The organism is Listeria tempestatis, from assembly GCF_963575625.1.
GTDB classification, from domain to species: Bacteria; Bacillota; Bacilli; order Lactobacillales; family Listeriaceae; genus Listeria; species Listeria tempestatis.
Window position 1 is genome coordinate 136872 of the sequence record NZ_CAUYTK010000002.1, and the last position, 17932, is coordinate 154803.

Below are 17932 nucleotides of genomic sequence, written 5' to 3' on the forward strand. Positions count from 1 at the left end.
TCGTTTTTTGTAGATGTAATGTTTTTTATTCTTCGTGAACCTTAAACCAGCTGAATCCGTCTTTAGCGAGCAATTCATGAGCTTCATCTGGTCCCATTGTGCCTGGTTTATAGTTGGGGAAATGTCCCAACGTATTCTTCCAAACATTTGCTACATGATCAATGAAATTCCAAGATAAGCTCACTTCATCCCAATGCGAGAAGTAAGTAGCGTCACCACGTAAGCAATCTAAAATAAGTTTTTCATAAGCTTCAGGTGTATTCATCCCGTCCGGTGAAGAATGGGCGTAGTTTAAATTAACCGGCATGGTATCCATACCTTGCCCAGGCTTTTTAACATTAAGATGTAAGGTGATCCCTTCGTTTGGTTGAATATGAATGACGAGTACGTTGCCACCTAGTGACATGTCACTACCAAACAGGTTCATTGGAACATTTTTAAAGTGAATGGCAATTTGTGTAGCTTTACCTGCTAAACGTTTTCCAGTTCGAATATAAAAAGGAACTCCAGTCCAGCGGAAATTATCAATGAGTAATTTAGCAGCCACAAATGTTTCAGTATTAGATTCTGGGTCGACATTATCTTCTTCACGATAACCTTTTAATTCTTTACCAAAGGCATGGCCGGAACCGTATTGCCCGCGGATGAAGTTCTCCAATACTTCTTCGCCTTCATAAACACGAAGAGAACGTAATGCCCGCACTTTTTCATGACGAATTTCTTTTGTAGAAAGTTTAATAGGCGGCTCCATCGCAAGTAAGGAAACAATTTGCAAGATATGATTTTGAACCATATCACGGAGTGCACCACTTTCATCATAGTAACGTCCACGGTCCTCAACACCTAAAACTTCACTTAATGTAACTTGAATATTATCAATATAACGATTATTCCAAAGTGATTCAATAATAGAATTAGCAAAACGAATAACAGAAATATTTTGAATCATTTCTTTACCTAAGTAATGGTCAATACGATAGATTTCATCTTCATGAAATGCTTCACGAAGGGAATCGTTTAATTCCTGGGCGCTTTCTAAATCATGCCCAAATGGCTTTTCAATAATTAAACGATGGAAACCTTTCGTATCAACAAAGCCTTCAGATTTGATACGGCTTGCAATGATACCAAAGAAATTTGGTGCCATTGCTAAGTAGAAAATACGATTACCAGCTAAATCATATTTTTGATCAAGCTCATCAGACAGTGTTTTAAGCGAAACGTAAGACTCTTTATTCGTGACATCATGCGACTGATAGTAAAAATGACTAGCAAATTCATCTGCTTCAGCACTTGAAGAGACAATATCTTGGATGGATTCTTTCACTTTATCGCGAAAGAAATCATTGCTCCATTCCCGGCGTGCAGTCCCAATTACAGCAAAATTTTTCTTTAAATAGCCTTTGCTAAATAAATGATATAGCGAAGGGTAAAGTTTTCGATTTGCTAAATCTCCCGTACCGCCAAAAATTGTAATCAAAGCTTTTTGTTCTAAATTATCTGTCATACGCACTTACCCTCTTTCTCGTTTCTGCATTAACAAGGATTACATAAATCCATTCGAGCACAAAAAGCTCTATAGCTCCATACTATTTTATCCATTAAAGTTTGTTTGTGCAACTGTTTGAACCAGAAAAAGAATGTAAGAATTAAATGAAACCGTTTTATTTCTAGAATTCATTTCATTTTTGATGGAGTATGATAAAATGGAACATATTGATTTAGAAAGTTGGGAGAAAAGTGGAACTTATTTTTCTTGGAACAGGTGCGGGAGTGCCTTCAAAAAATCGTAATGTTACATCTATCGCCATCTCCATGTTAAATGAGCGAAATGCGGTTTGGCTGTTTGACTGCGGGGAAGGGACGCAACATCAAATTCTTCGCAGCTCAATTCGACTAAGTAAACTAGAAAAAATTTTTATTACACATTTACATGGTGACCATATTTTTGGTTTGCCCGGTCTTTTAAGTAGCCGTTCATTTCAAGGTGGGGAAACGGAATTAACTGTTTATGGTCCAGCGGGCATAACAGCCTATATTCAAAATTCTTTGGAGATTAGCGGATCTCATTTGACCTATCCACTTCAGGTCGTAGAAATTGAACCAGGAGAAATTTTTTGCGACAATCAGTGGAAAGTAATTTGTGATGAGCTTGACCACGGGATTTCTAGCTTTGGCTACCGGTTGGTTGAAGCGGATAAGCAAGGGACGCTTGATGCAGCTGCTCTTAAACAGGCTGGCGTTCCAGCAGGACCACTTTATCAGGAATTAAAACAGGGAAAAAAAGTAACGCTTCCTGACGGTCGGGTAATTGATGGTGCTGCATTTATCGGGCCAAAACAAAAAGGGCGCATCATTACGATTTTTGGTGATACTAGGCCACAAGAAAATGAACGAGCGCTTGCGGAAAACGCTGATATTATTGTACATGAAGCGACGTTTGAAGCATCTAAGGAAGAAATGGCAAAAGAATATATGCATTCAACATCACTAGATGCGGCAAGGCTTGCGAAAACGGCTGAGGCTAAACATCTTATTTTGACGCATATTAGTTCACGTTATGACAAGGAAGCGAGCTTACAACTACGCGATGAGGCGCGCGAATTATTTCCAAATACTGATATCGCCGAGGATTTTGCTAGTTTTAATATTTAGGAGGCAAAGATGAATTCTTTTTTGAAAGGAAAAACGGTTTTAATAACAGGTGCATCAAGCGGTCTTGGTGAAAATTTGGCTAATTATGCAGCGGAATCGGGAGCAAATGTGATTTTGATTGCGCGGAATGCGGCTAAGCTGTCAGAAATTAGTGCGCGCATTAAAAGTAACTTTCAAGTAAATGCATCTGTCTACCCGCTCGATGTGACAGACTTTCTTTTAATGGAACAAATTATGAAAGAAATTTTGCATGACGACGATATTGATGTGCTAATCAATTGTGCTGGCTTTGGCTTATTTGAAACAGCAGAAAATACGCCTTTTGAAACAGTTTCATCAATGTTTGATACGAATGTGTTAGGACTCATTCGTTTGACGCAACTTTTTATTCCACATTTCAAAGAAAAACAAAATGGACATATTGTGAATATTGCGTCCCAAGCGGGTAAAATTGCTACGCCGAAATCGAGTGCGTATGCAGCCACTAAATTTGCTGTTTTGGGCTATTCAAATGCGTTACGAATGGAACTGAAAGCGGATAATATTAAGGTGACAACGATAAATCCTGGACCAATTGCGACCCATTTTTTTGATATTGCAGATGAATCAGGGGAATATTTAAAAAGCGTGGGATTTTTCGTTTTAAAACCAGAAGAAGTTGCTAAGAAAACAATCCGAATTATTGGGAAAAATCGTCGCGAAGTAAATTTACCATTTTTAATGAATTTGGGAACAAGAATTTATCAAGTGATTCCGAGTATTGTTGAGTTTTTTGGACGTAACGCCTTTATGAAGAAATAACGCCAAACAAGGCGTTTTTTTCTTGAAAAAATTTAGAATTCTGGTATAATAAAAAAGAACAAATGTTCGTTTTTTAGGGAGTGGTTTAAAATGGACGTGAGCAGAAAGATAATTCATATTGATATGGATGCATTTTATGCTTCTGTTGAGCAACGAGACCATCCTGAATATCGCGGGAAGCCGCTTATTATAGGGGGAGATCCAAACAAGCGCGGCGTTGTTGCAACTTGTTCTTATGAAGCACGTAAATTTGGTGTGCACTCAGCGATGCCTACTAAACAAGCGGCTAAGCTTTGTCCGGAAGGCATTTTTATTCATGGCAATATGGAGCATTACAAGGAAATCTCTAGCCAAATTCGGACGATTTTTAAACGCTATACGGATATCATTGAGCCGCTATCACTAGACGAAGCCTATTTAGACGTGACTGAGAACAAAAAGAATATGACTTCTGCAACACTTATCGCAAGGGAAATCCAATACGCGATATACAATGAATTAGGACTCACTTCGTCTGCCGGAGTCTCCTATAATAAATTTATTGCTAAAATTGCATCTGATTACAAGAAACCAGCCGGACTAACTGTTGTTCCTCCAGAGAAAGCAGAGTCTTTTTTAGAAACCATCCCAATTGATAAATTTTACGGAGTTGGAAAAGTAACTTCCGAAAAAATGCATCGTTTAGGTATTAAAACAGGTAAGGACTTGAAAGCGTGGAGTGAATGGGATTTGATTCGTGAGTTCCATAAACACGGTTACTATTTGTATCGCCACGTGCGAGGACGTTCGAATAATATTGTGAATCCACATCGCGACCGAAAATCAGTTGGAAAGGAAACCACTTTTGAACGAAATATAGTGAGCGAAGCTGTGCTTGAAAAGAGTTTAATGCGTTTTGCGGAAAAGATTGAAACGAGCCTACTTAAAATCCAAAAGCACGGGAAAACGGTAATCTTAAAGCTACGATATAGTGATTTTACAACGATAACAAAACGAATGACACTTACAGACTATGTCCATGATCGCCAATTAATCTACGAAGCCGGAGCCGCGCTACTAAATGATGTCTACGACGGGAAGGAAGCCATTCGTCTAATTGGGCTGACCGTCACAAATTTAAAACCCATTCATTTTGAAAACTTACGCCTAGAAGGTATTTAAAAAAGGGGGATTTTATGGCTATAATTCGTGTTGCAGAAAAAAAGGATGCCGAAAACATCATCCGTTATTTTAATTGTGTAGGGGGAGAAACATCATTTTTAACTTTTGGAAAAAATGAATTTTTAGTAGCCCAACAAGAGGAAGAAGCCATCATCCAAGATTTTTTTAATCATGAAAAAGCTTGTATGCTTGTAGCTTATGAAAAGGATGAATTAATTAGCGTTGGGCTTGTGATTGTCCCGGCAAAAGAGCGGTTGGCGCATCGCGGAGAGATTTCACTTTCTGTAAAAAAAGCGTTTTGGGGACAAGGAATTGGTTCGCAAATGCTTAAACAGCTAATCCATTCTGCAGAGATAGCTGGTTTGCACATGTTAACACTTGAAGTGGTGAGCGACAATCAAGCTGCTGTTCTTTTATATAAAAAATTTGATTTTATTGTGGCGGGGGAGTACCCTGATTTCTTCCGCGTTCATGACCAATTTCATGCTGTAACATTTATGTATCGCATATTAAAAACAAGGCTTTGAAAAATCAAAGCCTTGTTTTTTTAACGTAATTCGATTAAGCGTTCCTTTAGTTCTTGCTCCATAGAAACGAGTTCTTTTTCTGCAGCAGCACGTTTAGCACGGCCTTCTTGTTGAATTTTAAGTGTTTCTTGAAGTGTCTCAATTAAGCTAGATTGCGTATGTTTAAGTGTTTCGATGTCTACGATACCTCTTTCATTTTCACGCGCAGTTTCAATCGCATTTGTTTTCAACATATCAGCATTGCGTTTTAGAAGCTCATTTGTTGTTTCAGAAACTTGACGTTGTGCTTCAACTGCTTGTTGCTGTCTCAAAAGGGTTAATGCAATGGCAACTTGGTTTTTCCAAAGCGGAATAGCTGTCATAATAGAGGACTGAATTTTTTCAGCTAGCGCTTGGTTCGTATTTTGAATTAAACGAATTTGCGGCGCTTGTTGAATTGTAATTTGGCGACTAAGTTTTAAATCATGCACACGTTTTTCAAGACGATCAGCAAATTGCGTCAAATCATTCACTTCTTGAAAATCCATTTGATCACCAGTTTCTTCCGCTTTTTTACGAAGTTCTGGCAATAATTTATCATTAATTTCTTCAAGTTTTAATTCGCCAGCTGCGATATAAATATTTAAAGCTTGAAAGTAATCTTTATTTTTATCATAAAGCTGCTCTAAGAAAGAGTTATCCTCCATCAAGCGCTTTTTCGAATGCTCTAATTTTAAAGCAATTCGGTCGATTTGCGTGCCGATTTTTTGATATTTTGATGTGATTTCATTAATCGATTGTTTCACACGGTGAAACATTTTTGTGAAAATATTTTTATTGCGCGCCGCAAGCTCATCTGGGTCGGCTTCTTGTAAACGAAACATCAAATCACTAATAATGTCCCCAATTGGACCTACATCTTGCTTTTGCACATGGGCGAGCATAGAGTGTGAAAAGTCATGAAGTTTTGCTTGGGCAGGTGCGCCGTATCCAAGAATGGCGGCTTGATTTCCAGCATCAATTTGCTTGCTTAGTTCAAGCGCTTGACGCTTATTGTTTTCTGGAAGCATATCAACGAGACGAGGCGCCGCATCATTTTCGCTATTCATAATGCTAGTGTTTTTTGTATCATCCATTCCAAATGGATTGCTAAGTAAATCATCTAATGTATGATTCATATCTTTTTCAAGTAATTCAGTTTGATTTAATTCTTTTTTTTCACTGTTCTCACTCATGTTTCGAGCTCCTTTCAAACCTTTGTTTTTGTTTTGAAATTGAGTTTTTAGCAACTTCAAGCTCAAAATCAAGACTGTTAACATCTTGATTAAGGAGTGTAAACAAGTCCTTTTCAATCACGCGGCTCAAATCATTTAAGAGTGAGCGAGTGTCAGATAAAGTTTGATAGATTTTTTTGTCTTTAACAGGTTGGCTTTCAAGAAAAGCATATTTCTCGGTGAGTTCTACAAGTGAATCAAGATGAGAGAAGAAGAAATCTTCTGCTTCATAAAAACGTTTTGGCTCATCTTTTACGATTCCATAGATTCTTTTTGCAAGTTGAAGCGTTTTGTTGCGTTCTTGAAAAGAGTATAGACCTTTATTTGTAGACATGATTTTTTGAAGACGCATAATTTTAAGACGCGCTTCTTCTAAGTTTGAACGAATATATTTGAATTCTTTTTTCGTTAAGCCTGTCTTTTCGGTTAAAGCTTGGTCACCTGCTTTTGCAGAAAAGAAAAACAGAATGGAAGCTACAGCAATGGTGATCAAAGCAATCAGAAGCCAGCTACTTTTTAAGATGGCTGAAAGAATACCGAATAACACGATGACGATAAAAATAGAACCTGTAAACGCCATAATTTTTTTAAATGTAGTCATTGTTTATCTTCTCCTTCAGATACCTATTCTAAAAAATAAATTTATGTAATCACAAGGGATTACTTACTTTCATTATACTAGATTTTTTCTTTTTAGAAAGGAAGTTTGATTTGACTTCATCATACCATAATTGAAGAAATGATGTTATCAGTCGTGCGATGTAAATTCATATCGGACCTAGTTTTATGTTAAACTATACAAAAAGAAAGAAGGTGCTCTAATTGAAGGATTTAGAAGAAAAAACAATTAGTGAAGAGATTATTTTTAAAGGGCGCGTTGTAGCACTTTCCGTAGCAGACGTGCGCCTTCCAAATGGTCAAACTGCAAAAAGAGAGCTTATTAAACACCCTGGAGCTGTGGGGATTATTCCACTTACACATGACGGGAAAATTGTTATGGTTGAACAATACCGAAAACCATTGGAAAAAACAGTAGTTGAAATTCCCGCAGGTAAGATGGAATTAAATGAACCAAAAGAAGAAACTGCAAGGCGTGAACTAGAGGAAGAAACAGGCTATAAGGTAAGTAGTATGGAGCTATTAACTTCTTTTTATACCGCACCAGGCTTTGCTGATGAAATAATACATATTTATGTGGCACGAGGTTTGCACAAACAAAAAAGTCCTTTAACACAGGATGAAGATGAATTTATTAATGTGCTAGAGGTCACTTTAGATGAAGCAAAACAATTAATTGAAGAAGCTTCTATTTGCGATGCTAAAACGATGTTTGCGGTTCAGTATTTAGAGTTAGAACAATTAAAAGAAGAGGAATATTAAAAAGGTTGGGGGACCCCAACCTTTTTAATGCATAAAATGCTCATGATGCGTGCTAACCATAGCTTCTGGTGCTGCATCTGGATCTAAATATTTTTTGGCACTATTTACAGCTATTGGTCCTTCATGAAGACCAGCAGCAATAATTCTGATTTTTCTCGGATAGCAAGCGACGTCACCGCAAGCATAAATACCAGGTATGGTCGTTTGCATTTCATTATCTACAGTAATGCCCCATTCCTCAGTTGAAAAGCCCCAATCACGCATTGTGCCAATATCGACTTCAACGCCGTGATTGACAAAAATTGCATCACAAAGAACCTTTTTATTTTCCCCAGAATGCTGACAAGTTAATTCAATCTCTTTCAATTCATTGTCGCCTAGTAAACTTGTGATTTCATGGTGTAAATGCGTTGTAATACCAGATGAATGAACAGTTTTAGCGCGTTCTTCGTAGCCTTTAAAATCATCACCGCGGTAAATCAATTCAACACTTTTAGCAATTGGAAGAAGCATAAGCGCCGCATCAAGTGCTGCATCACCGCCGCCAGAAACAACCACTTTCTTCTCTTTAAACTTTTCCAAATCACGCAGATGATAGTGAACCTGCTCCGAAAAATTTTCCGCAAAACGAGCTTCAAGCGGATTCATTTTGTAAGTCCCGCTACCCACTGCAATAATAATCGTTTTGCTTAAATGGACGTCCCCGTCACTTGTCTTAATATAAAAAGTGCCATCATTTTGTTTGACGACAGACGTTGCACGGGTGTTTAAAACAAAGGTTGGATTAAATGTTTCCGCTTGCTTCTTAAAATTTGCAACCAAATCAGCGCCAAGAATTTCTGGAATGCCACCAATATCATGAATTAACTTTTCGGGATAGAAATAACGAATTTTGCCACCAACATCTGGTTCAGCATCAATAATTTTCGTTTTCATTGACCGAAGACCGCTATAAAAAGCGGCGTACAGACCAACTGGACCGCCACCAATGATGGTGACATCAAATAGAGATGGCTTCAACATGATCAAGCTCCCTTACAACATCTTTAATTTCACAACCGTTACAAGTCTCATATGGAAGACAAAGCGGCACGCCGCTTCTAGGGTCTATCAAAATATCGGCTTTAATGTTAAACACATCCTCTAAAACTTCGCAAGTCATCACCTCTTGCGGTGTACCGCTTGCTGCGACTTGTCCGTTTTTGATGGCAATCATATGTTCAGCATACCGCGATGCATGGTTTAAATCATGCACAACCATAACGATGGTGCGATTTTCAGTTTCATTCAATTGCTTTAGAATATTCATAACATCGAGTTGGTGAGTCATATCTAAAAAAGTCGTAGGTTCATCTAAAAATAAAATGGATGTATCTTGCGCAAGTGCCATGGCAATCCAAGCACGCTGTCTTTGTCCACCAGATAGGTTTTCGATAGGGCGGTCTTTAAACTCTTCAAGGTTTGTCATTTTGAGTGCCCAGTCAACCATATTACGATCCTCTTTATTTCCGACTGAAAAGCCAGTTTGATGGGGACTGCGACCATAGGAAATGAGTTCATAAACTGTTAAGCCACCTGGTGCAGATGGATTTTGTGGTAAAATGGCAAGCTCCTTTGCAATTTGTTTTGTTGCAACTTGATGGATTTTCTTCCCATCTAAAATGACATGCCCTTTAGTTGGTTTCATAAGCCGAGACATGGTTTTTAAAATGGTGGACTTTCCAGAACCGTTTGCACCAACTAAAGCGGTGATTTTTCCTTTGGGGATAGCTATATTTAATGAATCAACAATAATTCGTTTATCATAAGCAATTTGTAGATTTTCGGTATATAAGTTTTGCATGACATCACTCCATTTGTTTTAGTGATAATGATTCTCAATGGCTTTAGTATAGACGTTTTAGACATAACTTTCAAGGTAAAATTTTTATAGAATTAAAAAAGTAAATGAGAATAATTATAAATAATCTAATGTTTTGTTGTAAATGATAATCACTATAGACAGTTTTTGCGATTTATGTTATCGTTATAACCATAGTCATTTGAACGTAAGTACGAATGTTTTTAGTGTGAGAGAAGGCAGAGATATTTATTTCTAAATAATAATTATTATAAATAAAAATTTCTGATTGAGAATATTTATTTTAAGGGAGGCGTACATATGGAAAGCCGCATTAAGCGCATTAAAGCTCAACTTCATGATGCGAGTTATAAATTAACGCCACAACGTGAAGCGACTGTACGTGTTTTGCTTGAAAACGAAAAAGATCACTTAAGTGCGGAAGAAGTTTTTTTACGTGTAAAGAGTATTGCGCCTGATACAGGGCTTGCAACGGTTTATCGGACACTCGAACTGTTAACGGAGCTACGAGTTGTTGATAAAATAAATTTTGGTGATGGTGTATCGCGTTATGATTTGCGTCAAGAAGGAGCGAAGCATTTTCATCATCATCTTGTTTGTTTGGAATGTGGTTCTGTTGAAGAAATCCAAGAAGACTTGCTTGAAGATGTTGAAAAAATAATTGAGCAGCGCTGGAACTTCCTTATTAAAGATCATCGTTTAACCTTTCAAGGGGTCTGCTCAGACTGTAAAAAGGCGAACAGAAAATAGTTTAGGACTGCTACATCATTGTAGTGGTTCTTTTTTAATTATATGAAAAAAACAACAATTTGGAAGTGAGTAGATAAAAATTCACCAGAGAATGGTTTCGTGTTAAAATAAATGGGCAGGAGGCGAGAAAATGAACGACTTAATTGAAGACTTTTTACATTTTTTATCTGTTGAACGTGGTTTATCAATGAATACGCTTGCTGCTTATAAACGTGACTTGCTTTATTTTGCGAACTTTTATAAAGAAAAATCAAACGATGCTGATTTGGAAGAGGTCGGACGAGAGGATATTGTGGCTTTCATTAGTGCAGCTCGAAATGATGGGAAATCGCCACGTACAGTAGCACGTTACATCGCTTCACTTCGTTCGTTTTTTCATTTTTTACTTCATGACGGCAAAATTAAAGGCGATCCAATGATTCAAATTGAGACGCCAAAACAAGCGCAAAGTTTACCCAAAGTGCTTAGTCTTAAAGAAGTTGAAAAGTTGCTTGATGCACCAAATACGAATACGCCGTTTGGTCTTCGTGATCAAGCTATGCTTGAGGTGCTTTATGCAACGGGACTGCGTGTTACGGAGCTTGTTCAACTTAAAATGGACGATCTTCATTTACATATGGGGTTTATTCAAACGATTGGAAAAGGGAATAAAGAGCGCATCATTCCGCTTGGGAAAACGGCCACAATGGTTTTAGAGGAATATTTACGAAATGGTCGACCAAAATTGAGAAAGTCTTCCAAGCGAAATGATTTTGTCTTTTTAAATCATCACGGAAATGGCTTAACGCGGCAAGGGTTTTGGAAAATTTTGAAACAATTAACGCAAAAAACGGGTATTGAAAAGCCCATTACGCCGCATACATTACGGCATTCATTTGCGACTCACTTGCTTGAAAATGGGGCAGATTTGCGTTCTGTTCAAGAGCTGCTTGGACATTCAGATATTTCAACAACACAAATTTATACGCATGTAACGAAGGCGCGCTTAAAAGATGTGTATAAAGAGTTTCATCCGCGCGCATAATTTAGTGGAAGGGCGATGAGGAAATGGTTGAAAAGTTTAAACGTATTCATGTTATTGTGATGGATTCAGTTGGGATTGGTGAGGCACCGGATGCGGCTGAATTTGACGATTTTGGTGTAGATACATTTGGCCATATTGCAGAACATATGAAGGGTCTATGCATGCCAGAGATGGGGAAACTGGGTCTTTCTAATATTGAACCCGTTTTAGGCGTAAAAAAAGAAGAAAAACCACTTGGCTACTATACGAAAATGCAAGAAGCGTCGCGTGGTAAAGATACGATGACCGGGCACTGGGAAATTATGGGGCTATATATTGATACACCGTTTCGTGTTTTTCCAGATGGCTTTCCAGATGCGCTGATTAAGCAAATTGAAGATAAAACGGGACGAAAGGTAATTGGCAATAAACCAGCAAGTGGAACGGAAATTTTAGACGAGCTTGGTTTGGAACAAATGAAAACGGGCGCTTTAATTGTGTATACATCTGCTGACTCGGTGCTCCAAATTGCAGCTCACGAAGATGTTATCCCACTTGAAGAGCTTTATGAAATCTGTGAATTTTGTAGAGAAATCACACTGGATGATCCTTACATGCTAGGACGAATTATTGCAAGACCTTACGTCGGGGAACCGGGTTCTTTTAAACGGACTGCAAACCGTCATGATTACGCGCTTAAACCGTTTAAACCAACCGTGATGAATGCGCTGAAGGACGGCGGAAAGGACGTCATTGCAATTGGTAAGATTTCCGATATTTTTGACGGAGAAGGTGTAACAGAGTCCATTCGCACGAAGTCTAATATGGATGGAATGGACAAACTAGTGCAAGTTTTAGACAAACCGTTTGAAGGTATGAGCTTTCTGAATTTAGTTGATTTTGACGCGTTATTTGGTCATCGTCGTGATCCAGAAGGTTATGGTCTCGCGCTTCAAGAATTTGATGCACGGCTTCCTGAAGTGTTTGAGAACATGCAGGATGACGATTTACTGATTATTACAGCGGACCACGGGAATGATCCGACTTATCGTGGTACGGACCATACGCGCGAATATGTACCACTTCTTGTGTATTCTAAACGCTTTAAAAACGGCGGAGAAGAATTACCGCTTCGAGAAACTTTTGCGGACCTAGGCGCAACGGTTGCGGAAAACTTTGACGTGAAAATGCCTGAATACGGTAAAAGTTTTTTGAACGACTTAAAATAATATAATAATAGAAGGAGTAAAAGATATGAGCACTCAAAAAGTGAATGAAGCAGTAGCGAAAATTAGAGAAAGTTATAAGGAACGGCCAACAATTGGGCTCATTCTCGGCTCGGGTTTAGGCGTTTTAGCTGATGAAATTGTGAATCCCGTTAAATTATCTTATGACGCGATACCACATTTTCCAGTTTCAACAGTAGAAGGGCACGCAGGTCAGTTTGTTTTTGGTGAACTTCAAAATAAACAGGTTGTAGCGATGCAAGGTCGCTTCCACTTTTACGAAGGCTATTCAATGCAAGATGTTACTTTCCCAGTTCGTGTGATGAAGGAATTGGGCGTTGAATTTTTAATCGTAACAAATGCTGCTGGTGGTGTGAACGAACTATACAAAGCAGGCGACTTGATGCTCATCTCCGACCATATTAACTTTACAGGAACTAGCCCTCTTATTGGAAAAAATGAAGATCATTTCGGCCCCCGCTTTCCAGACATGTCAGAAGCATATGAACTTTCGTTACGTGAAAAAGCGAGAAAACTGGCAAATAAATTGGAAATCAATATTCAAGAAGGCGTCTATGCTGGCTTTAGCGGACCAACATATGAAACGCCAGCTGAAATTCGCATGATGCGTACACTAGGCGCTGACGCCGTTGGGATGTCAACAGTATCCGAAGTCATTGTGGCAAGACATGCAGGTATGCGCGTTTTAGGAATTTCTTGCATTACAAATATGGCGGCGGGCATTTTAGATCAGCCTCTCTCACATGCTGAAGTTATCGAAACAACCGATCAAGTGAGAAGCACATTTTTAACATATGTTAAAGCAATTGTTGGTGAACTGAATTAACTGTATGAAAATACCTTTGCTTTTTAGTAAAGGTATTTTTATTTAGATTGTTATTGTTTCTGTAGTGTTCTTTATGCTACTATAGTAAAGAACTTAAATTAAATTTCTTTGGTAAAAGGTGGGGGATAGGCGTGACATTTGAACGTTTTGGGACTATGAATGTGAATACGAAAGGACATCTAGAAATTGGAGGGGTAGACACATTAAAATTAGTCGAAGAATTTGGAACACCTTTATATGTATATGATGTTGCGCTAATTCGTGAGCGTGCCAGAGGATTTAAGAGGACATTTGATAAGTTAGGCGTTCGTGCACAGGTAGCATATGCGAGTAAAGCATTTTCTTCCATTGCTATTTATAAACTTATGGCGGAAGAAGGTTTGTCACTTGATGTGGTTTCAGGCGGCGAACTATATACGGCGATTAAAGCGGATTTTCCAGCTGAACGCATCCACTTTCACGGGAATAATAAAACGGTGGAAGAAATTGAAATGGCGATTGAATATGGCATTGGTTGTATTGTTGTTGATAACTATTATGAAATTGATTTATTACAAGAGATTCTTGAAAAGCGGGCAACTAAAATACCTGTTTTAGTTCGAGTGACTCCTGGGATTGAGGCGCACACGCATGATTACATATTGACAGGACAAGATGATTCAAAATTTGGTTTTGGCTTAACAAACGGTCAGGCAGAAGAGGCTATCAAACGCGTTTTGAGAGCGCCAAAGCAATTTGATTTAATTGGGCTTCATTGTCATATTGGCTCCCAAATTTTTGAAACAACAGGCTTTATTATGGCTGCACATCGTATTATGGAAAAATTGGTGGAGTGGCATGACACATTGCATTTTGATTCACAAGTTTTAAACTTAGGTGGTGGATTTGGTGTCCGTTACACTAAAGAAGACAAACCACTTGAGCCTTCCGAATATGTGAAGGAAATTATTCAAGAAGTGAAAAAAATGGCCACTGAAAATGGTTTGCGTGTTCCTGAAATTTGGATTGAGCCTGGGCGCTCGCTAGTTGGGGAAGCTGGGACAACCCTTTATAAAATAGGCTCTAGAAAAGAAGTTCCAGGTGTTAGAGAGTATGTTGCCGTTGATGGCGGTATGAGCGATAACATTCGTCCGGCGCTATATGAGGCACACTATGAAGCCGTTCTTGCAAATGCACCGTTACTTGAGCCAGAAGAGACGGTTTCAATTGCTGGGAAGTGCTGTGAGTCTGGCGATATGCTGATTTGGGATTTACCGCTTCCAAAATCAAATGCTGGAGATGTGTTAGCTGTATTTTGTACGGGTGCATATGGCTATGCGATGGCGAGCAATTATAATCGCATTCCACGTCCACCAGTTGTGTTTGTGGAGGACGGCGAAGCGAAACTTGTTGTGCGGCGTGAATCATATGAAAATCTCGTGCAAAATGACTTACCGTGGTGAATGAATATGGAAATGAATTTTAAAGTAGAGGCATTTGAGGGGCCGCTTGATTTACTTTTACACCTCATTGGTAAATTGGAAGTGGATATTTATGATATTCCAGTTGCTGAAATTACCGAGCAATATATGGAATACATTCATACAATGCAATTTTTGGAATTAGATGTAGCAAGTGAATACTTAGTTATGGCAGCAACACTACTTGCCATTAAAAGTAAAATGTTATTACCAAAGCAAGAACTTGAGGAAGATTTTGACGAATTTGATCCAGAACTCGATCCGCGTGATGAGTTAATCGAACGTTTAATGGAATACAAACGTTATAAGGAAGCAGCGAAAGATTTGAAAGAAAAGGAAAATGAACGTAGTTTTTACTTTAGTAAAGCACCAATGGATTTAGGCGAATACGATGATGGCACGACTTCAGTAGAACTTGATGTGACGTTAAACGATATGCTTGGGGCTTTCAATAAGTTACTTCGTAGGCAAAAGTTTAATAAGCCGCTTCATACGCGTATCGCTACCCAAGAAATTTCTATTGATGCACGTATGGATGAAGTTTTAAATAAGCTAAATCAAGTTAAAGGAAAAATGAAATTCGATGATTTGTTCGAAAAGGGGACAAAAGAACAGCTTGTTGTAACTTTTCTTGCATTGCTCGAATTGATGAAGCGAAAATTGATTTTAGTGGAACAATCTGGTAGTTTAGAAGACTTGTATGTGGAAGGTAGAGGGGAATTTAGTGAATAAAGAGCAACAAATTGGCGTGTTAGAAAGTTTGCTGTTTGCGGCAGGAGATGAGGGGCTTTCGACAAAACAGTTAACTGAAACAATGGAAATCACATATATTGAAGCTTTAAACTTGCTAGAAAGCCTCGGGGAACGCTATGAAAAAGACGATTCTCGTGGTCTTATTCTTCTTGAGCTTGCAGGATCTTTTCAACTTGCTACGAAAAAAGAACACGCGGAATATTTACGGAAGTTAGTAGAGGCACCGCATTCTGGCTCATTATCACAAGCTTCTCTTGAAACGCTCGCGATTATTGCCTATAATCAGCCAATTACGCGTATGGAAGTCGATGAAGTGCGTGGAGTTAAAACGGATGGTCCGATACGCACACTTGTGGCAAAAGGACTCATCACGGATAGAGGACGAGCAGACGGAGCTGGCCGTGCCAAATTATACGTGACAACAAGCGAATTTTTAGATGCCTTTGGTTTAAGTAGCATTGATGAACTACCAAAACTTGCAGAACCTTCGGCGGAACCAGAACAAGATGAGTTGGATCTGTTTTTTGATAAATTTAACCGAACGGAGGAAGAATAATGGAAAGATTGCAAAAAGCAATTGCGAATGCAGGGGTGACTTCAAGACGAAAAGCAGAAGTGCTTATCCAAGAAGGTAAAGTAAAAGTGAACGGAAAAGTTGTGACGGAATTAGGCGTAAAAGTTAATAATTCTGACCATATCGAAGTAGAAGGTATTGAAATTACAAAAGAAATCCATCGTTATTTTTTATTCTATAAGCCAAGAGGTGTTGTGTCTGCTGTTACTGATGATAAAGGGCGAAAAGTCGTATCGGATTACTTTTTAGACATCGACGAACGGCTTTATCCCGTAGGAAGACTCGATTATGAAACTTCTGGGTTACTTCTCATGACAAATGACGGAGAATTTGCTAATCTATTAATGCATCCAAAATTTAAAGTGGAAAAAAAATATATTGCTCGCTTAAAAGGAATTCCAGAAAAGGTTGCACTTAGAAATATTGAACGTGGTGTCGTCATAGATGGAAGAAAGACGGCACCGGCTAGAGTGAAAATGCGCTCCTTTGATAAAGGAAAGAGTAAATCAATTGTTGAAATCACAATTCATGAAGGTAGAAATCGCCAAGTAAGAAAAATGTTTGAGGCAATTGGTTATCCTGTACAAAAACTTTCGCGTGAAGGGTACGCCTTTTTAGATTTGAGAGGAATGAATGCTGGAGAAAGACGGGAGCTTAGCCATCATGAAGTAAAACAACTGAAAGCGTTAGCGAAGTTTGGGCAAAAACCATCTGGACAATGACAGTTTTTTTAACAGAAGAAAAGTTTCTAATAGATTGTTTAAAAGAAAACATGTATAATTTAGTAGACAAGCTATTTAATAAATTAGTAAAGGCACTGAAAAAGTATGTGGGTACTTTTTTAGTTGCTTGTAAAGTTAATTGTGCAGAATGATTCTCTCTAACAGAGTAGATGAAATGCAAATGAGAATGTGGGGGATGAGTACTTATGAGTGATCAAGTAAAAGTGCTTGTTGTTGACGATGAAGATCGTATTCGTCGACTCTTGAAAATGTATTTGGAAAGAGAAAATTTTCGAATTGAAGAAGCGAGCGATGGTGATCAAGCTCTTCATATGGCATTAAACAATAATTATGAAGTGATATTGCTTGATTTGATGATGCCAGGAAAAGATGGTATCGAGGTTTGCAGAGAACTACGTGAGTATAAGGCGACACCAGTCGTGATGCTAACGGCAAAAGGTGAAGAAGCTAACCGCGTGCAAGGATTTGAAGTGGGCGCGGATGATTACATTGTAAAACCGTTCAGTCCTAGAGAAGTTGTCCTTCGTGTTAAGGCTGTCCTTCGTCGTGCGAAACAACAAGATAAAACTTTATTTTCTGCAACACCTGGTGATATGATTAACTTCCCTCACCTGAGCATTGATAATGAAGCGCACCGAGTGATTGTAGATGGGATAGAAATCAATTTAACGCCAAAAGAATATGACTTATTATATTATTTAGCTAAATCACCAGATAAAGTTTTTGATCGTGAATCACTTTTAAAAGAAGTTTGGCGATATGAATTTTTTGGGGATTTACGTACGATTGATACACATGTAAAACGTTTAAGAGAAAAATTACTTGATGTTTCTGAAGATGCTGCCAAAATGATTGTCACAGTTTGGGGGCTAGGCTATAAATTTGAGGTTCCAGAAGATTAAGTGAATTAGATGGACAGGTTGAATCGGTTGTGATGG

The 17932-nt window shown here is 38.4% G+C and carries 19 protein-coding genes; 14 read left to right on the plus strand and 5 right to left on the minus strand.

Annotation, left to right across the window (positions count from 1 at the left end; all coding sequences use genetic code 11):
• Nucleotides 1–25 precede the first annotated feature (25 nt).
• Nucleotides 26–1507 (minus strand): glucose-6-phosphate dehydrogenase, encoded by a 1482-nt coding sequence (zwf, locus tag R8923_RS03345; RefSeq protein ID WP_485871342.1) that lies wholly within the window; start codon nucleotides 1505–1507, stop codon nucleotides 26–28.
• Between the two features lie 233 nt (nucleotides 1508–1740).
• Between zwf and rnz the strand changes: the two genes are divergently transcribed.
• The 4 genes from rnz to R8923_RS03365 all read left to right on the plus strand — a co-directional run bounded on the left by rnz (nucleotide 1741) and on the right by R8923_RS03365 (nucleotide 5144).
• Nucleotides 1741–2655: a ribonuclease Z gene (rnz, locus tag R8923_RS03350; RefSeq protein WP_485871343.1), complete on the plus strand. Its 915-nt coding sequence runs from the start codon at nucleotides 1741–1743 to the stop codon at nucleotides 2653–2655.
• Between the two features lie 9 nt (nucleotides 2656–2664).
• Nucleotides 2665–3456: an SDR family NAD(P)-dependent oxidoreductase gene (locus R8923_RS03355; RefSeq protein WP_485871344.1), complete on the plus strand. Its 792-nt coding sequence runs from the start codon at nucleotides 2665–2667 to the stop codon at nucleotides 3454–3456.
• Between the two features lie 90 nt (nucleotides 3457–3546).
• Nucleotides 3547–4617 (plus strand): DNA polymerase IV, encoded by a 1071-nt coding sequence (dinB, locus tag R8923_RS03360; RefSeq protein ID WP_485871345.1) that lies wholly within the window; start codon nucleotides 3547–3549, stop codon nucleotides 4615–4617.
• Between the two features lie 14 nt (nucleotides 4618–4631).
• Nucleotides 4632–5144, plus strand: coding sequence for a GNAT family N-acetyltransferase (locus R8923_RS03365; RefSeq protein WP_485871346.1), 513 nt, complete (start codon nucleotides 4632–4634; stop codon nucleotides 5142–5144).
• A gap of 20 nt (nucleotides 5145–5164) precedes the next feature.
• Here the strand turns inward: R8923_RS03365 and R8923_RS03370 are convergent, their stop codons facing one another.
• Both R8923_RS03370 and R8923_RS03375 read right to left on the minus strand, forming a co-directional pair.
• Nucleotides 5165–6358, minus strand: coding sequence for a toxic anion resistance protein (locus R8923_RS03370; protein ID WP_485871347.1), 1194 nt, complete (start codon nucleotides 6356–6358; stop codon nucleotides 5165–5167).
• On the minus strand, nucleotides 6351–6998 hold the full coding sequence (locus R8923_RS03375) for a 5-bromo-4-chloroindolyl phosphate hydrolysis family protein (protein WP_485871348.1): 648 nt from the start codon (nucleotides 6996–6998) through the stop codon (nucleotides 6351–6353). The genes R8923_RS03370 and R8923_RS03375 overlap by 8 nt, the downstream gene beginning before the upstream one ends.
• 221 nt (nucleotides 6999–7219) lie before the next feature.
• On the opposite strand from R8923_RS03375, the gene R8923_RS03380 reads away from it, so the two are divergent.
• Nucleotides 7220–7777, plus strand: a complete 558-nt coding sequence (locus tag R8923_RS03380; RefSeq protein WP_485871349.1) for an NUDIX domain-containing protein — start codon at nucleotides 7220–7222, stop codon at nucleotides 7775–7777.
• Between the two features lie 24 nt (nucleotides 7778–7801).
• Here the strand turns inward: R8923_RS03380 and R8923_RS03385 are convergent, their stop codons facing one another.
• Both R8923_RS03385 and R8923_RS03390 read right to left on the minus strand, forming a co-directional pair.
• The gene (locus R8923_RS03385) at nucleotides 7802–8800 is read right to left on the minus strand and encodes an NAD(P)/FAD-dependent oxidoreductase (protein ID WP_485871350.1); all 999 of its coding nucleotides are present in this window, start codon (nucleotides 8798–8800) and stop codon (nucleotides 7802–7804) included.
• Entirely contained in the window at nucleotides 8778–9620 is an 843-nt protein-coding gene (locus R8923_RS03390; RefSeq protein WP_485871351.1) for an ABC transporter ATP-binding protein, read from the minus strand. Before R8923_RS03390 ends, R8923_RS03385 begins: the two co-directional genes overlap by 23 nt.
• 318 nt (nucleotides 9621–9938) lie before the next feature.
• On the opposite strand from R8923_RS03390, the gene fur reads away from it, so the two are divergent.
• From fur to R8923_RS03435, 9 genes are all read left to right on the plus strand, one after another.
• The gene (gene fur, locus R8923_RS03395; protein ID WP_485871352.1) at nucleotides 9939–10388 is read left to right on the plus strand and encodes a ferric iron uptake transcriptional regulator; all 450 of its coding nucleotides are present in this window, start codon (nucleotides 9939–9941) and stop codon (nucleotides 10386–10388) included.
• A 130-nt stretch (nucleotides 10389–10518) separates the two neighbouring features.
• Entirely contained in the window at nucleotides 10519–11412 is an 894-nt protein-coding gene (gene xerD / locus R8923_RS03400) for a site-specific tyrosine recombinase XerD (RefSeq protein ID WP_485871353.1), read from the plus strand.
• 23 nt (nucleotides 11413–11435) lie between these two features.
• The gene (deoB, locus tag R8923_RS03405) at nucleotides 11436–12620 is read left to right on the plus strand and encodes a phosphopentomutase (protein WP_485871354.1); all 1185 of its coding nucleotides are present in this window, start codon (nucleotides 11436–11438) and stop codon (nucleotides 12618–12620) included.
• A gap of 25 nt (nucleotides 12621–12645) precedes the next feature.
• Nucleotides 12646–13464 carry a purine-nucleoside phosphorylase gene (locus R8923_RS03410; RefSeq protein WP_485871355.1) on the plus strand — a complete coding sequence of 273 codons (819 nt, stop codon included), beginning with the start codon at nucleotides 12646–12648 and terminating at the stop codon, nucleotides 13462–13464.
• Nucleotides 13465–13595: 131 nt separating this feature from the next.
• Nucleotides 13596–14906 carry a diaminopimelate decarboxylase gene (lysA, locus tag R8923_RS03415; RefSeq protein WP_485871356.1) on the plus strand — a complete coding sequence of 437 codons (1311 nt, stop codon included), beginning with the start codon at nucleotides 13596–13598 and terminating at the stop codon, nucleotides 14904–14906.
• A 6-nt stretch (nucleotides 14907–14912) separates the two neighbouring features.
• A complete protein-coding gene (locus tag R8923_RS03420; protein WP_485871357.1) occupies nucleotides 14913–15656 on the plus strand; it encodes a segregation/condensation protein A in 744 nt (247 codons plus the stop codon).
• Nucleotides 15649–16233 (plus strand): SMC-Scp complex subunit ScpB, encoded by a 585-nt coding sequence (gene scpB, locus R8923_RS03425; protein WP_485871358.1) that lies wholly within the window; start codon nucleotides 15649–15651, stop codon nucleotides 16231–16233. The genes R8923_RS03420 and scpB overlap by 8 nt, the downstream gene beginning before the upstream one ends.
• On the plus strand, nucleotides 16233–16973 hold the full coding sequence (locus R8923_RS03430) for a pseudouridine synthase (RefSeq protein ID WP_485871359.1): 741 nt from the start codon (nucleotides 16233–16235) through the stop codon (nucleotides 16971–16973). Before scpB ends, R8923_RS03430 begins: the two co-directional genes overlap by 1 nt.
• A 206-nt stretch (nucleotides 16974–17179) precedes the next feature.
• On the plus strand, nucleotides 17180–17896 hold the full coding sequence (locus R8923_RS03435; protein WP_485871360.1) for a response regulator transcription factor: 717 nt from the start codon (nucleotides 17180–17182) through the stop codon (nucleotides 17894–17896).
• The last annotated feature ends 36 nt before the right edge of the window (nucleotides 17897–17932 follow it).

Excerpts from the sequence above, each read along its gene's own strand:
- zwf (WP_485871342.1), bottom strand. The coding sequence starts at position 1,507 with ATGACAGATAATTTAGAACAAAAAGCTTTGATTACAATTTTTGGCGGT.
- R8923_RS03355 (WP_485871344.1), top strand. The coding sequence starts at position 2,665 with ATGAATTCTTTTTTGAAAGGAAAAACGGTTTTAATAACAGGTGCATCA.
- dinB (WP_485871345.1), top strand. The coding sequence starts at position 3,547 with ATGGACGTGAGCAGAAAGATAATTCATATTGATATGGATGCATTTTAT.
- R8923_RS03365 (WP_485871346.1), top strand. The coding sequence starts at position 4,632 with ATGGCTATAATTCGTGTTGCAGAAAAAAAGGATGCCGAAAACATCATC.
- R8923_RS03370 (WP_485871347.1), bottom strand. The coding sequence starts at position 6,358 with ATGAGTGAGAACAGTGAAAAAAAAGAATTAAATCAAACTGAATTACTT.
- R8923_RS03375 (WP_485871348.1), bottom strand. The coding sequence starts at position 6,998 with ATGACTACATTTAAAAAAATTATGGCGTTTACAGGTTCTATTTTTATC.
- R8923_RS03385 (WP_485871350.1), bottom strand. The coding sequence starts at position 8,800 with ATGTTGAAGCCATCTCTATTTGATGTCACCATCATTGGTGGCGGTCCA.
- R8923_RS03390 (WP_485871351.1), bottom strand. The coding sequence starts at position 9,620 with ATGCAAAACTTATATACCGAAAATCTACAAATTGCTTATGATAAACGA.
- fur (WP_485871352.1), top strand. The coding sequence starts at position 9,939 with ATGGAAAGCCGCATTAAGCGCATTAAAGCTCAACTTCATGATGCGAGT.
- xerD (WP_485871353.1), top strand. The coding sequence starts at position 10,519 with ATGAACGACTTAATTGAAGACTTTTTACATTTTTTATCTGTTGAACGT.
- deoB (WP_485871354.1), top strand. The coding sequence starts at position 11,436 with ATGGTTGAAAAGTTTAAACGTATTCATGTTATTGTGATGGATTCAGTT.
- R8923_RS03410 (WP_485871355.1), top strand. The coding sequence starts at position 12,646 with ATGAGCACTCAAAAAGTGAATGAAGCAGTAGCGAAAATTAGAGAAAGT.
- R8923_RS03420 (WP_485871357.1), top strand. The coding sequence starts at position 14,913 with ATGGAAATGAATTTTAAAGTAGAGGCATTTGAGGGGCCGCTTGATTTA.
- R8923_RS03430 (WP_485871359.1), top strand. The coding sequence starts at position 16,233 with ATGGAAAGATTGCAAAAAGCAATTGCGAATGCAGGGGTGACTTCAAGA.
- R8923_RS03435 (WP_485871360.1), top strand. The coding sequence starts at position 17,180 with ATGAGTGATCAAGTAAAAGTGCTTGTTGTTGACGATGAAGATCGTATT.